The sequence below is a fragment of the Cumulibacter manganitolerans genome (assembly GCF_009602465.1).
Taxonomy (GTDB): domain Bacteria; phylum Actinomycetota; class Actinomycetes; order Mycobacteriales; family Antricoccaceae; genus Cumulibacter; species Cumulibacter manganitolerans.
In genome coordinates this window covers 1-13,514 of sequence record NZ_WBKP01000045.1, presented here as the reverse complement: position 1 = coordinate 13,514, position 13,514 = coordinate 1, and the positions used below count along the sequence as shown (strand labels likewise).

The 13,514-nt window shown below is 70.0% G+C and carries 12 protein-coding genes and 1 pseudogene; 7 read left to right on the top strand and 6 right to left on the bottom strand.

The features are described 5' to 3' along the window. Positions 1-80: 80 nt before the first annotated feature. Together F8A92_RS14370 and F8A92_RS14365 are read right to left on the bottom strand one after the other, a co-directional pair. Positions 81-1,112 carry an aspartate-semialdehyde dehydrogenase gene (locus F8A92_RS14370; protein WP_153505858.1) on the bottom strand — a complete coding sequence of 344 codons (1,032 nt, stop codon included), beginning with the start codon at positions 1,110-1,112 and terminating at the stop codon, positions 81-83. A 5-nt stretch (positions 1,113-1,117) separates the two neighbouring features. Further along, positions 1,118-2,383: an aspartate kinase gene (locus tag F8A92_RS14365; RefSeq protein ID WP_153505857.1), complete on the bottom strand. Its 1,266-nt coding sequence runs from the start codon at positions 2,381-2,383 to the stop codon at positions 1,118-1,120. Positions 2,384-2,604: 221 nt separating this feature from the next. On the opposite strand from F8A92_RS14365, the gene F8A92_RS14360 reads away from it, so the two are divergent. Both F8A92_RS14360 and F8A92_RS14355 read left to right on the top strand, forming a co-directional pair. After that, positions 2,605-3,780: an acyl-CoA dehydrogenase family protein gene (locus tag F8A92_RS14360; protein ID WP_228389470.1), complete on the top strand. Its 1,176-nt coding sequence runs from the start codon at positions 2,605-2,607 to the stop codon at positions 3,778-3,780. A gap of 8 nt (positions 3,781-3,788) precedes the next feature. After that, positions 3,789-4,622 (top strand): hypothetical protein, encoded by an 834-nt coding sequence (locus tag F8A92_RS14355; RefSeq protein ID WP_153505856.1) that lies wholly within the window; start codon positions 3,789-3,791, stop codon positions 4,620-4,622. On the opposite strand, the gene F8A92_RS14350 is transcribed toward F8A92_RS14355, so the two are convergent. Next, positions 4,619-6,079, bottom strand: coding sequence for an MFS transporter (locus F8A92_RS14350; RefSeq protein WP_153505855.1), 1,461 nt, complete (start codon positions 6,077-6,079; stop codon positions 4,619-4,621). The two genes, F8A92_RS14355 and F8A92_RS14350, sit on opposite strands and share 4 nt — an antisense overlap. Positions 6,080-6,335: 256 nt before the next feature. Between F8A92_RS14350 and leuA the strand changes: the two genes are divergently transcribed. Then, on the top strand, positions 6,336-8,081 hold the full coding sequence (gene leuA, locus F8A92_RS14345) for a 2-isopropylmalate synthase (protein WP_228389469.1): 1,746 nt from the start codon (positions 6,336-6,338) through the stop codon (positions 8,079-8,081). Positions 8,082-8,154: 73 nt separating this feature from the next. Here the strand turns inward: leuA and F8A92_RS14340 are convergent, their stop codons facing one another. Beyond that, entirely contained in the window at positions 8,155-8,493 is a 339-nt protein-coding gene (locus F8A92_RS14340) for a helix-turn-helix domain-containing protein (RefSeq protein WP_153505854.1), read from the bottom strand. A gap of 184 nt (positions 8,494-8,677) precedes the next feature. Here F8A92_RS14340 and F8A92_RS14335 point away from each other — a divergent pair, with 184 nt between their 5' ends. After that, positions 8,678-10,435, top strand: coding sequence for a PHA/PHB synthase family protein (locus tag F8A92_RS14335; protein ID WP_153505853.1), 1,758 nt, complete (start codon positions 8,678-8,680; stop codon positions 10,433-10,435). A 102-nt stretch (positions 10,436-10,537) separates the two neighbouring features. Beyond that, positions 10,538-10,834 carry a hypothetical protein gene (locus F8A92_RS14330; protein ID WP_153505852.1) on the top strand — a complete coding sequence of 99 codons (297 nt, stop codon included), beginning with the start codon at positions 10,538-10,540 and terminating at the stop codon, positions 10,832-10,834. Between the two features lie 63 nt (positions 10,835-10,897). Here the strand turns inward: F8A92_RS14330 and F8A92_RS14325 are convergent, their stop codons facing one another. Next, on the bottom strand, positions 10,898-11,800 hold the full coding sequence (locus F8A92_RS14325; RefSeq protein ID WP_153505851.1) for an alpha/beta fold hydrolase: 903 nt from the start codon (positions 11,798-11,800) through the stop codon (positions 10,898-10,900). Positions 11,801-11,986: 186 nt separating this feature from the next. Between F8A92_RS14325 and F8A92_RS14320 the strand changes: the two genes are divergently transcribed. Next, complete coding sequence (locus F8A92_RS14320) at positions 11,987-12,304, top strand: YbaB/EbfC family nucleoid-associated protein (RefSeq protein WP_456064331.1); 318 nt, start codon at positions 11,987-11,989, stop codon at positions 12,302-12,304. Beyond that, positions 12,305-12,904 (top strand): recombination mediator RecR, encoded by a 600-nt coding sequence (gene recR / locus F8A92_RS14315; RefSeq protein ID WP_153505849.1) that lies wholly within the window; start codon positions 12,305-12,307, stop codon positions 12,902-12,904. 105 nt (positions 12,905-13,009) lie between these two features. Here recR and F8A92_RS14310 read toward each other — a convergent pair. Further along, positions 13,010-13,514, bottom strand: a pseudogene (locus F8A92_RS14310) (hypothetical protein); the annotation flags it as partial.

Genomic DNA, 13,514 nt, shown 5'->3' with positions numbered 1-13,514 from the left:
TTACCTCTCACTGGTCGACCCGCCTGCGCAGGTTAGGCATACCTAAACAAGGACAGCCTAACTTGATCTGGCGGCCACGGCTAGCGAGCGGCGGCCACCAGCTCTGCGATCTGCACCGCATTCAGCGCGGCGCCCTTGCGGAGGTTGTCGTTGGAGACGAACAGCGCGAGGCCGCGGCCGCCGTCGACGGTGGGGTCCTGGCGGATGCGACCGACGTACGACGGGTCCTGGCCGGCCGCCATCAGCGGCGTCGGCACGTCGGCCAGGGCGACGCCGGGCGCACCGGTCAGCGCGGCGACGGCCTCGTCCGGGGCGATCGGCGAGTCGAACTCGGCGTTGATCGACAGCGAGTGGCCGGTGAAGACCGGCACCCGGACGCAGGTCCCGGCGACCCGCAGCTGCGGGATGCCGAGGATCTTGCGCGACTCGTTGCGCAGCTTCTGCTCCTCGTCGGTCTCGCCGGTGCCGTCGTCGACGAAGCTGCCCGCCTGGGCGAGCACGTTGTAGGCGATCGGCGCGACGTACTTGTTCGGCGCGGGGAAGTCGACCGAGCGGCCGTCGTGCGTGAGGGATGAGGCGTCGCCGACGGCGGCGATCTGGCCGGCCAGCTCCTCCACACCGGCGAGCCCGGAGCCCGAGACCGCCTGGAACGTCGTCACCACGAGCCGGCGCAGGCCGGCCTTGTCGTGCAGCACCTTCAGCACCGGCATCGCGGCCATCGTCGTGCAGTTCGGGTTGGCGATGATTCCCTTGCGGGCCTCCGCGATCTGCGCGCCGTTGACCTCGCTCACGATCAGCGGGACGTCCGGGTCCATGCGCCACGCCGATGAGTTGTCGATTACGACCGCGCCTGCCTCGGCGTACTTCGGCGCGAGCGCCTTGGAGGTCGAGCCGCCCGCCGAGAACAGCGCGATGTCGAGACCCGACAGATCGGCCGTGGCGGCGTCCTCGACGGTGATCTGCTCGCCGGCGAAGTCCAGGGTCGATCCCGCCGACCGCGCCGAGGCGAACAGCCGGATGCGCTCGATCGGGAAGTGGCGCTCGGCGAGCAGCGTGCGCATGACGCCGCCGACCTGCCCGGTCGCGCCGACCACTCCAACGTTGAATCCCATGATGGCTACCGTCCCGTTCCTGCGTGGACTTCCACGATCTCGTCGCTGCCGAGCTCGAAGGCGTCGTGCAGCGCCCGGACGGCCTTGTCGAGGTCGACGTCCCGCACGAGCGCGGAGATGCGGATCTCGGAGGTCGAGATCAGCTCGATGTTGACGCCGGCACCGGCGATCGCCTCGCAGAAGGTGGCCGTGACCCCCGGATGCGAGCGCATGCCGGCGCCGATGAGCGAGATCTTGCCGATGTGGTCGTCGTACATCAGGCGGTCGAAGCCGATGACGGACTGCGCCTTGGTGAGCGCCTCCATCGCGGTCTGGCCGTCGCCCTTGGGCAGCGTGAACGTGATGTCCGTCTTGCCGGTGCCGACCTGCGAGACGTTCTGCACGACCATGTCGATGTTGATCTCGGTGCCGGCGATGACGCGGAAGATCTTGCCCGAGCTGCCCGGCTGGTCCTCGACGCCGACGACGGTGATCTTCGCTTCGCCGCGATCGTGCGCGACGCCGGTGAGGATGGCCTCTTCCATCGGGATGTCCTCCATGTATCCAGTGATCAGGGTGCCGGGCTCGGTGGTGTACGACGAGCGAACCCGCAGCGGGATGTCGTTGGCGCGCGCGTACTCGACGGCGCGCAGGTGCAGGATCTTCGCCCCGGAGGCCGCCATCTCGAGCATCTCCTCGTAGCAGACCTGCGTGCGCAGCGAGGCGTCCGGAACGATGCGCGGATCGGCCGTGTAGACGCCGTCGACGTCGCTGTAGATCTCGCAGACGTCGGCCTGCAGGCCGGCGGCGAGCGCCACGGCCGTGGTGTCGGACCCGCCGCGGCCGAGGGTGGTGATCTCCTTGGTGTCCTGCGAGACGCCCTGGAAGCCCATGACCAGCGCGATCGCGCCGTCGTCGAGCGCCTGCCGCACCCGACCGGGAGTCACGTCGATGATCTTCGCCTTGCCGTGCGCGGCGTCGGTGATCACCCCGGCCTGCGACCCGGTGAACGAGCGCGCCTCGGCCCCGAGGTTGCTGATCGCCATCGCGACCAGGGCGTTGGAGATGCGCTCACCGGCGGTCAGCAGCATGTCCATCTCGCGCGCCGGCGGCACCGGGGAGACCTGCGTCGCGAGGTCGAGGAGCTCGTCGGTGGTGTCGCCCATCGCGGAGCAGACGACCACGACGTCGTTGCCGGCCTTGCGGGTCTCCACGATCCGCTCGGCCACCCGCTTGATGCGGTCGGCATTCTCCAGAGACGATCCGCCGTACTTCTGCACGACCAGCGCCACCGCGACACCTCCATACGCACGAAACGGCCCGGTTCTCGTCGAGAGCGGGCCGTCGGTCTCAATCCTGCGCGCAAGGGCTGGTCCCTTCCGCACAGCGCAGTCTACGCCGACGCGGCCTGGTGCCCCATCCCAATATGAGCAGGCCGACACCGAAATGGACGCACCTCTCGCATGTTGGGACGCGGCGACCACGTAGGTTGTAGCGGACCCAGGAGGCAGCCGTGGCGCACGAACCGTTCATGACCGAGGACCGCATCGAGATCCGCTCGATGGCACGCGACTTCGTGGCGAAGGAGGTGCTGCCCGTAGCGAACGAGCTCGACCCGATTCTCGGGGAGATCCCGATGTCGCTGCGCGAGAAGATGGCCGAGGCCGGGTTCTTCGGCATGCTCATCCCCGAGGAGCTCGGCGGCCTGGGCTGGGGCGTGTCGGAGTACGCGATCGTCATCGAGGAGCTCGCCCGCGGCTGGATGAGCGTCGCGTCGATCGTGGCCCGTGGGCAGCAGTTCACGACCGGCTTCAGCGAGCAGCAGCGCGCCGAATACCTGCCGCGGATGGCGACCGGCGAGTTCCTGTCGGCCTTCGCGCTGTCCGAGGCCGAGGCCGGCTCGGACGTCGCCAACATCTCCTGCCGCGCCGTCCCCGACCCCAGCGGCGACGGAGGATGGCGGATCAGCGGGCAGAAGATGTGGTGCACCTTCGCCGACGGCTCGGACTACCTGCAGGTGTTCGCGCGCACGGCCCCCGTCGACGCCGCGCACCGTTCCCGCGGGATCACCTGCTTCCTGATGCCCAAGGAGCGCGGCACCCTCCCCGAGGGCGTCACGGGCACCCCGGTCCGCAAGATCGGCTACCACGGCTGGAAGACCTGGGAGCTGGCGTTCAACGACGCGCGGGTCGAGCCGGGCATGATCGTCGGGCAGGAGGGCGAGGGCTTCAAGGTCGCGATGGGCGACCTGGTGGTCGCGCGCATCCACACCGCCGCTCGCGCGATCGGGCTGGCGCGGGCCGCGCTCGAGGACTCGATCGAGTACGCCGGGATCCGCACCCAGTTCGGGCAACCGATCGGCCACAACCAGGCGATCCGGTTCAAGATCGCGCAGATGGCGACCTCCGTCGAGGCGGCGCGCAGCCTGCTGCAGTCGGTCTGCACCGGCTACGACGCCGGGGCGCCGCGCGGCGAGCTCAACCTGCAGGCGGCGATGGTCAAGCTGCACGCCACGGAGATGGCCGAGCAGGTGACCAGCGAGGGGATCCAGATCCACGGCGGCGCGGGCTACACCACCGACTTCGCGGTGGAGCGCTACTGGCGCGATGCCCGGCTGACCAAGATCTTCGAGGGCACCTCCGAGATCCAGCAGAAGATCATCTCCGACTCCCTGCTCGGCCGTCCGTAGCCGCAGCGATGGCGATCTGGGCCTGGCTCGCGGCCCTCGCGGGCACCGTGGGGTACGGGCTCGGCAGCGTGCTGCAGGGCGCTGCCGCCCGGCGGGGCGGCGGCCCCGCCGTCCTCGTCCGGCCCGCCTACATCGCGGGGGTGGCTTGTGACCTGCTCGCATGGGTGGCCTCGCTGGTGGCGCTGCAGCGCCTGCCGCTGTTCACCGTCCAGGCCCTGCTCGCCGGGTCGCTCGCGGTGACGGTGCTCCTCGCACGGGCGTTCCTCGGCGCCCGGCTGGCCCCGCGGGACGGCGCCGCGATCGCGGTCGTCGTGCTGGCGCTGGCGGTCACCGGCGCCTCCGCCGGAGCCGAGGCGGCCGGGTCGGCCCCCACCTGGCTCGTTACCGCCCTGCTCGTCACCCTGCTCGTATCCGCGGCGGTCACCGGTCTGCGGTACCGCGGACGGCACCCGATCACCCTGGCGATCTCCGGCGGCGTGGCGTTCTCGGGGGCGGCCTTCGGCGCCCGCGGACTGCAGACCGGCGGCGGCCTGCTCCCGCTGCTGTCCGAGCCCGCCCTCTGGTTGATCGTCGCGCTCGGCGTGGTGGGCGCGCTGGCCTACGCGCGGTCCCTCGAGGTGGGCGCGATCGGGCCGGTCACCGCGGTGCTGTGGGTCATCGAGATCGTGCTCCCGGGCGCGGCGGGCGTCGCGTTCCTAGGCGACCAGGTGCGCCCCGGCTGGACGGTGCCGGCCCTCGTCGCGGTGGGGGCCGCGATCGCCGGCTGCGTCGCCCTCGCGGCCAGCCCCGCGCAGGCCGCGGCCGAGGCCGCGGGCCCGGCGGCGGCTCCGGACGCGTCCTAGTCCCCGGACGGCGGGGTCGTCGTGCGGGGCGCGTAGCGACCGGGGGCGAGGGCGCCGGCCTCCACCGGGTCGACCGCTTCGCTGGAGTCGCCGGCCCCGGCCGGGATGTCGTCGTCGGCGAGCCGCTCCTCGACGTCCTGCCCGGTGAGCCGGTACCCGCGCAGCAGCACCAGGCTGGCGAGGAAGAACACCGCCGGGACGAGGGTGAACGCCACGATGATGGCGACGAGAGCGGGCTGGCGGGGTCCCTCGGCGGTGACCCCGACGCCGGCTTGGTATCCGCCGATCGCCAGCGCCAGCGCGAAGAAGCCGGTGCCCGCAGCCATGGTGACGGTGTCGATCGCCCCCCACACCCCGGTGAACAGCCCGATCCGGTTGACGCCGGTGCGGCGCGCGTCCACCGCGGCGGTGTCCGGCAGCATCGCGAGCGGGAAGACCTGCGCGCCCGCGTACCCGATCCCGATGATCGCCGTGATCGCGTACGCGAGGTACTGACCGGCGGCGGGGTCGACGGCGAGCATGCTGAGCCCCAGCAGGACCACGCCGGCCGTCATCAGGCTCGAGGAGAAGAGGTACCCGGTCTTCTTGCCGTAGCGCCGGCCCAACCGGTTCCACAGCGGCATGGTGATCAGCGCGGGCCCGACGAACAGCACGAAGATGATCGACGCGCCGGCGTGGTTGTTCAGGTAGTACGTCGCGACGTAGTCGACGCCCGCGAGCATCATGCCGATCGCGGCGTACTGGATGGCGAAGGTGAGCGCCAGGAGGGTGAAGTCGCGGACCTTGATCACGCTGCGCAGCTGCTGCAGCAGCGTGCCTTCGCTGAACAGCACGGTGGAGCGGCGGGCCGTCCGGGTGCCGAAGTACGCGCCGAGGACACCGATCAGGATCACGACGGAGACGAACAGCCCCATGGCGCGGTAGCCCTCGACGCCGCCGATCGCGTTGCGGATGGCCGGGGAGCCGGCCCCGCTGATGAGGATCGCGAGGGCGAGGAAGGCGACCCGCAGGGTCATGATGCGGGTGCGCTCGTGGTAGCTGTCGGTCATCTCGGCGGGCATCGCGACGTACGGCACGCCGAAGAAGGAGATCGCCGTCGCGCAGCCGAAGTACATGACCGCCGCCCACCAGGCGCCGGCCGTCGGGCCGGTGAGCACGCCGGCGAACAGCAGCGCGAAGCACACCACCAGGGCCAGGCCGCCCCACAGCAGGTACGGCCGCCGCGTGCCGGTACGGACGGCCGCGGCGTCGCTCCACCGGCCGGCGAGCGGATTGAGCACCACGTCCCACGCCTTCGGCAGGAACACGATCAGCCCGGCCACCAGAGCCGAGACCCCCAGCGTGTCGGTGAGGTACGGCAGCAGCAGGAGCCCGGGGACGGTGCCGAACGCACCGGTGGCGAGGCTTCCCATGGCGTAGCCGCGGCGCAGCCCGGGGCTGATCTGGTCATCTGACATGGAGGCATTGTGTCGTGCGTCATGACCCAGTGCAACGCTTCCGGGCGGACCTGTCGGTGCCGGGCTCGAGCGGGTGGGTTATCGTCGAGGGTGATGTACGGCGTCCAGCTTCTCCTTATCCGCCGCGGCGAGACCTTCTAGAGGTCGGCACTCTCGTCGCGGTGTGTGGCATGTCCGCCGGTCGAGAGCACCCATCACATCGTCTTCCTCCCACTCGAGGACCGCTTTCTTTCCGAGCCACAGGAGAACCCTGCTCATGAGCATCACCACCCGCACCACCAACCCGCAGCGCCCGTCGGGCATGCCGATCTCCAAGTACCAGCCGTTCACGCCCATCGACCTGCCCGATCGCACCTGGCCGGACGCCGTCATCGAGAAGGCGCCCATCTGGTGCGCGGTCGATCTGCGCGACGGCAACCAGGCGCTGATCGACCCGATGGACACCCCGCGCAAGCTGCGGATGTTCGAGCTCCTCGTCAAGATGGGCTACAAGGAGATCGAGGTCGGCTTCCCGGCCGCCTCGCAGACCGACTTCGACTTCATCCGCCGGATCATCGACGAGGGCCGGATCCCCGAGGACGTGACGATCCAGGTGCTGACCCAGGCGCGCGACGAGCTCATCGAGCGCACGTTCCAGGCCGTGGAGGGCGCGCCGCAGGCCATCGTCCACCTGTACAACTCGACGTCCACGCTGCAGCGGCGCGTGGTGTTCGGGCTCGACCGGCCGGGCATCGTCGACATCGCGCTCAACGGGGCGCAGCAGTGCCTCAAGCACATGGAGGGCATGGGCGACACCAAGATCCGCTTTGAGTACTCCCCCGAGTCCTACACCGGCACCGAGCTCGACTTCGCCGCCGAGATCTGCAACAAGGTCATGGACGTCTGGGAGCCGACGCCGGACTGGCCGGTCATCATCAACCTGCCTGCCACCGTCGAGATGGCCACCCCGAACGTGTACGCCGACTCCATCGAGTGGATGGGACGCAACCTGAACAACCGGGACGCGGTGATCCTGTCGCTGCACCCGCACAACGACCGCGGCGAGGCGGTCGCCGCCTCCGAGCTCGGCTACATGGCCGGCGCCGACCGGATCGAGGGCTGCCTGTTCGGCTCCGGAGAGCGCACCGGCAATGTGTGCCTGGTGACGCTGGGCATGAACATGTTCAGCCAGGGCATCGACCCCCAGATCGACTTCTCCGACATCGACGAGATCCGGCGAACGGCGGAGTACTGCAACCAGCTGCCGGTCAACGAGCGCCACCCCTACGGCGGCGACCTGGTGTACACGGCCTTCTCCGGCTCGCACCAGGACGCCATCAAGAAGGGCTTCGAGTGGATGCACCGGGACGCCGACGAAGCATCGAAGACGGTCGATGAGATCCCGTGGGCGGTGCCCTACCTGCCGATCGATCCGAAGGACGTCGGGCGCACCTACGAGGCCGTGATCCGGGTCAACTCGCAGTCCGGCAAGGGCGGCGTCGCCTACATCATGAAGACCGAGTACCAGATGGAGTTCCCGCGCCGGCTGCAGATCGAGTTCAGCGGCGTCGTCCAGCGGCACACCGATTCCGAAGGCGGCGAGGTCACCCCCGAGGCGATGTGGCGGATCTTCGCCGACGAGTACCTGCCCTCGGACGGGGGCGCCGGATGGGGCCGCTACCAGCTCGCCGGCCACCGCACCGAGTCCGCCGGCGACGGACGGGACACCGTGGAGGTCGACCTCGTCGTCGACGGCGAACGGCTCACCGTGAAGGGCATCGGGAACGGCCCGGTCTCGGCGTTCTGCAAGGCGCTGGAGACGATCGGCAGCGAGGTCCGCGTGCTCGACTACGCCGAGCACGCGATGGGCGCCGGCTCGGACACCAAGGCGGCGTCCTACGTCGAGTGCGCGATCGACGACCGGGTGCTCTGGGGCGTCGGCATCGACGCCAACATCGTCACGTCGTCGTTCAAGGCGATCGTGTCGGCACTGAACCGCTTCGAGCGCGACAACGACCGGTAACCACCGGGAGCGCCGAAGTCTCTGCGGGCGGTTCGGGCCGGGTAATCCCCGCGCCCGGACCGCCCGTTCCTGCTCAGCCGCCGTGCTTGGCGGCCGTCGCGGCGATCATCGAGGAGTAGACCTCCTTCAGCGCGCGTCGCTGCGCGGCGGTGAGCCCGGGATCGGCGTCGATCGCCTCCCGGACGCCCGGGGGCGCGTCAGCGTCCCGCTGCAGGTCGTCGGGGTCCAGGCCGAGGGAGACGGCGATCTGCCGCAGCACCGCCTGCGAGGGCTCGCGGACGCCGTGCTCGATCTGCGAGAGATACGGGTTGGAGATACCGGCCATCGTGGACAGCTGACGCATCGTCATCGACGCCAGCTCGCGCTGACGGCGAATCATCTCGCCCAGTGCCCCGGTACCGCTCTCGGTCATCTCCGCCGTCCCTCTCGTCGTGCCTGGCGTGTCCCGGTCCTGCCCGACGAACATCACACCGGACAAAGATCACGCCCGCGACAGCATAGTTACCCGCCGTTCGGGGTTCCGCGACGTCCGGCGCTGCGGCTACCTTCGCGTTGATCGCAGCTTCCACCGATGCACGTCCACAGAGGGACCCACGATGGCCGATCCAACCACCACCCCTTCCCTTCCTTCTTCCCCGTCGCAGCCGCCGGCCGATCGCCGCGCGTCCACGACGAGCTACTCCCGCCTGCCCAAGGCGATCCGGCGACTCGACCCGATGGGCTGGGTGCCGGCGACCGCGAAGGTGGCCGGCAGCGCGTTCGGCCGCCCCCAGGAGGTCGCCGCCTCCACGGCCCGGCTGGTCGGCACCCTGGCCCGGATCCCCGGTGCCAGCGTCCGTCGGCTCGGCAGTGACCCGGGCGCGCCGCCGGTGCCGCCGAGCCCGCGCGACAAGCGGTTCGCCGAACCCACCTGGGACCTCAACCCGGCGTTCTTCGCGCTGCGCCAGCTGTACCTCGCCGGTTGTGCGTACGTCGACGAGCTCGCCGACGCGGGCGCCCGGCAGCAGGATCCGGTGACCGCCGCGAAGGCTCGGCAGTTCATCAAGCTGGCCCAGAACGTCGCGTCCCCGACGAACTTCGCGCTGACCAACCCCGACGTCCTGGGGCGGGCCCTGCAGACCGGCGGAAAGTCGCTGGTACAGGGTGCCCGGTTCGCCGGCGACGACGTCCGCAAGCGAGGCGGGCGGCCGATGAAGGTCGACCGCGACGACTTCGAGGTGGGCCGGACGCTGGCCGCCACCCCCGGCAAGGTCGTCTACCGCAACGACCTGGTGGAGCTCATCCAGTACGCGCCGCAGACCGACCAGGTGCACCGGACGCCGATCCTGTTCAGCCCGCCGTGGATCAACAAGTACTACGTGATGGACCTCGCGCCCGGCCGGTCCTTCGCCGAGTGGGCCGTCACCCACAACCGCACGGTGTTCGTGCTGTCCTACCGCAACCCGGACGAGTCGATGCGCGCCGTGACCTTCGACGACTACCTCGAGCAGGGGTCGCTGCGCGCGGTCGAGGTCGTCCAGCAGATCACCGGCGCCGAGAAGGTGGACGTCGTGGGCCTGTGCCTGGGCGGCATCAGCGCCACCATCTCCTGCGCCTACCTGGCACGCACCCGTCCGGAGCTGATCGGCTCGCTCACGCTGCTCAACACGATGATCGACTGCGCGGACGCCGGCGAGCTGGGCCAGATGATCACGCAGCAATCCATGCGCGCCCTCGCGGAGCGGATGGCGGAGAAGGGGTACCTCGCCGGGCAGGACATGGCGTTCACCTTCGACCTGCTGCGCGCCAACGACCTCATCTTCAACTACGTCGTGAGCCGCTGGCTCAAGGGCGAGGCGCCCCCGGCGTTCGACATGCTGGCGTGGAACGAGGACTCCACGCACCTCACGGAGGCGATGTACACGCAGTACATGTCCACCATGTATACCGAGAACCAGCTGGCGAGCGGCCGTTTCGAGCTGCTCGGTGAGCGGCTGGACGTCGGCGACATCCGCAGTGACGTCTATATCGTGGGGGCGATCAACGACCACATCGTGCCGTGGCAGGCGTCGTACGCCAGCGTCCCGCTGTTCGGTGGCCGGGTGCGGTACGCCCTCTCGTCCGGCGGGCACATCGCCGGCATCGTGAACCCGCCGGGCCCAAAGGCGTGGTGCGAGATCGCCGAGACCGACGACGCGCTGCCTGCAACGGCGCAGGACTGGCAGGCCATCGCCACCCGCCAGCCGATGACCTGGTGGGAGGACTGGATACGCTGGAGCAACGAGCGCGCGGGCGCGCTGGTCGCCCCGCCCGCGCTCGGCTCGGCCGATCACCCGCCCCTGGAGGACGCGCCCGGCAGCTACGTCTTCACGTAACGCAGATCGCAGCAGCAGAGTTAGCAAATTCTGCTAACTCTGCTAACGTAGTAGTCGCAAGGGCGATGACCGATCGCCTGGACCACATCCAAGGAGGACAACATGGTCGCCCAGAACACCACCGGTACCAAGAAGACCGAGATCCCGACCGTCGACTTCGACGCCGCCGCCGAGCGCATCCGCAGCCTGAACGAGCAGGTCATCGAGCAGGCCAAGAAGCAGGGCAACGCGAGCCTCGACGCCTGGGAGAAGGCGCTGCAGACCGTCGTCGACTTCGAGCAGAAGGCCGCCGGCGCCTCGCAGCTCGACTTCGTCAAGGCGCTCACCGACGCGCACGTCAACTTCATCACCTCGACCTCGGACGCCTACCTGAAGGCCGCCCGCGAGCTGCTGAAGTAGGCAGGCACCGCACCGACGGCAAGAGCCGGTCCCCTCGCGGGGACCGGCTCTTGTCGCGTTCTGCTAGGCGCTCGCGCGGCGCGGACGGCTGCTCGGCACCGGGCGCGGGACCTGCTGGACCGGCGTCTCGCGGGGAGTGCGCTCGAACCAGTCGCGCAGCAGCGCCGCGGACTGCGTCGGCCGCTCCATCAGGAACAGGTGCCCGGCGCCCTCGAGCTCGACGTACTCGGCGTCCGGGATCAGCTGCGCGATCACCTTGCAGGTGAACGGGTTGGTGATCGGGTCGTCGCCGCCCGCCACGACCAGCGTGGGCACCGTGATCTTGTTCAGGTACCAGACGCTGCTGAAGGTCGAGGCGGTGGCGAGCTGGGCGAAGTAGCCGGGGATCGACGGGCGCATCTTGTGCCGCAGGTCGCTCTGGCGCTGCACCAGCTCGCTCTCGCCGTCGGCGTCCCCGCCGTACAGGAAGGGCGCCACGGCAGCCATGTAGCTGCGCGAGTAGTACCGCAGCGGCGTCATCAGCACCGACAGGGCGAGCGGGTTGCCGAACACCGCACCCATCCCGGCCGCGGTCGCGGCGAGCACGAGACGCCTGATGCGGTGCGGGTACTTGTGCGCGAACTCCTGGCACACCATGCCGCCGAACGACAGGCCGACGACGTCGACGGTGTCGTAGCCGAGCTCCTCGAGGACGGCGTCCACGGTCTCGGCGTACTTGGACATCCGCCACGCCGGCCACGGGACGGTCGAGGCGCCGGCGCCCGGGTTGTCGAGGGTGATCACCGTATAGCCCTCGAGCTGCTTCACCAGCGGCTCCCACAGGTCCAGACTGGCACCGAGACCGTGCACCAGCAGGACCGGCGGTCCCTCACCCGTGACGTTGACGCGCACATGCACGTCTCCCACGCGGATCAGGTCTCCGGGAACTCGCTGGCTGCGCGGCGCGGTGCGAAGGAGTGATGTCATAGGGACCTCGGATCCATAGTCGACTGAGTTGTCAACTGTAACCCCGGACACATTGGCCGTCTCGGATTTGGGCCGTCGTGACGAATTCGAGACCTCCGGGCGTGCGACCACTCGCCGAACCCGAGGCGACTACCCTGGTGGGGCACCAGTCCCCCGTATCGAGGAGTTCAGATGGAGCCCGGTGGCATGCCCGACATGGGAGCGATCCTGCAGCAGGCGCAGAAGATGCAGGAAGACCTGGCCAAGGCCCAGGAGCAGCTCCAGTCCACGACCGTCGAAGGATCGGCCGGCGGCGGGCTCGTCAAGGTCCAGATGACCGGCGCCGCCGACGTGACCTCGGTGACGATCGACCCCAAGGTGGTCGACCCCGACGACGTCGAGTCGCTGCAGGATCTCATCGTCGCCGCCGTCCGCGACGCCTCCACCAAGGCCGGCGAGCTGACCCAGGAGCTGATGGGCGGCGTGACCGGTGGCATGGGTGGGCTCGGCCTGCCCGGCATGTAGGTGGCCTTCGAAGGTGCCGTCCAGCAGCTGATCGACGAGCTCGGGCGGCTGCCCGGCGTCGGTCCGAAGAGCGCGCAACGCATCGCGTTCCACCTGCTCACCGTCGACAGCGAGCAGATCACCGACCTCATGGACGCGCTGCGTCGGGTCAAGGACGAGGTACGGTTCTGCATCACCTGCGGCAACGTCAGCGAAGAGGACGTGTGCCGGATCTGCCGTGACCCCAAGCGGTCCGACGACGTGCTGTGCATCGTCGAGGAGTCCAAGGACGTCGCCGCGATCGAGCGCACCCGCGAGTTCCGCGGGCGCTACCACGTCCTCGGCGGCGCTATCGACCCGGTGAACGGCGTCGGCCCCGATCAGCTGCGGATGACCGAGCTGATGGCGCGGCTCGGCAGCCCCGGGATCGAGGAGGTCATCATCGCCACCGATCCCAACCTGGAGGGCGAGGCGACCGCGACCTATCTGTCGCGGATGCTGGCCCCGATGGGGCTGCGGGTCACCCGGCTGGCGAGCGGCCTCCCGGTCGGCGGCGACCTCGAATACGCCGACGAGGTCACCCTCGGGCGCGCCTTCGCCGGACGCCGCCCGGTGGCCTAACGAACCGCTCGCGCCCATCGAGCGGACTTGCGCCCCTGGAGCGGACCGATCGGCCCGCTCGCTGGGCACAACCCCGCTCGCGGTGCGTCGCTCCGCGCGCTGCGGCTACTCCTCGCCGATCTCCTCGGCCCCGAGCTCGTCGCGCAGCAGGCTGACGGCAGCCTCGCCGGGGTCGAGCGCGGCCCGCGGGTCGTCGGCGGCATCGTCGTCCGGATCCCCGTAGTCCTCGTCGTCGGGCGGCTCGACGGGGCCGCCAGTACCGCCCGGTCCCGGCGATCCGGCCTCCCGCGAGCCGGCAGCGGCGTCACCGACGCTGACCGACCAGCTCACGCCGAGCACCTCGTGCAGGGCGGCGACCAGCGGCTTTATCTGCTGCGGGTCCGACAGCCGGCGGGCCAGCGCAGGCGGCGCGGTCAGCACCAGCGTGCTGCCCTGGACCGTGACCGGCGTGGCGGTCTCGACGAGCGCCGCCGTCGCGCGGCTGGAGCGCTTGATGTGATCGGTGACCGTGCGCCACTGCCGCCGCACCTCCGCGACGTCTCGGCGATCACCGGAGAATCCATGCCGGTGGAGGCAGGGCCATCGAGCGAGGTGTTCGCCGGGTCGATTA

Bases quoted from the DNA above. Each gene is read 5' to 3' on its own strand.
- F8A92_RS14350 (WP_153505855.1), bottom strand. From the start codon at position 6,079: ATGTCAGATGACCAGATCAGCCCCGGGCTGCGCCGCGGCTACGCCATG.
- F8A92_RS14325 (WP_153505851.1), bottom strand. From the start codon at position 11,800: ATGACATCACTCCTTCGCACCGCGCCGCGCAGCCAGCGAGTTCCCGGA.
- F8A92_RS14340 (WP_153505854.1), bottom strand. From the start codon at position 8,493: ATGACCGAGAGCGGTACCGGGGCACTGGGCGAGATGATTCGCCGTCAG.
- F8A92_RS14370 (WP_153505858.1), bottom strand. From the start codon at position 1,112: ATGGGATTCAACGTTGGAGTGGTCGGCGCGACCGGGCAGGTCGGCGGC.
- F8A92_RS14330 (WP_153505852.1), top strand. From the start codon at position 10,538: ATGGTCGCCCAGAACACCACCGGTACCAAGAAGACCGAGATCCCGACC.
- leuA (WP_228389469.1), top strand. From the start codon at position 6,336: ATGAGCATCACCACCCGCACCACCAACCCGCAGCGCCCGTCGGGCATG.
- F8A92_RS14320 (WP_456064331.1), top strand. From the start codon at position 11,987: ATGCCCGACATGGGAGCGATCCTGCAGCAGGCGCAGAAGATGCAGGAA.
- F8A92_RS14335 (WP_153505853.1), top strand. From the start codon at position 8,678: ATGGCCGATCCAACCACCACCCCTTCCCTTCCTTCTTCCCCGTCGCAG.
- F8A92_RS14355 (WP_153505856.1), top strand. From the start codon at position 3,789: ATGGCGATCTGGGCCTGGCTCGCGGCCCTCGCGGGCACCGTGGGGTAC.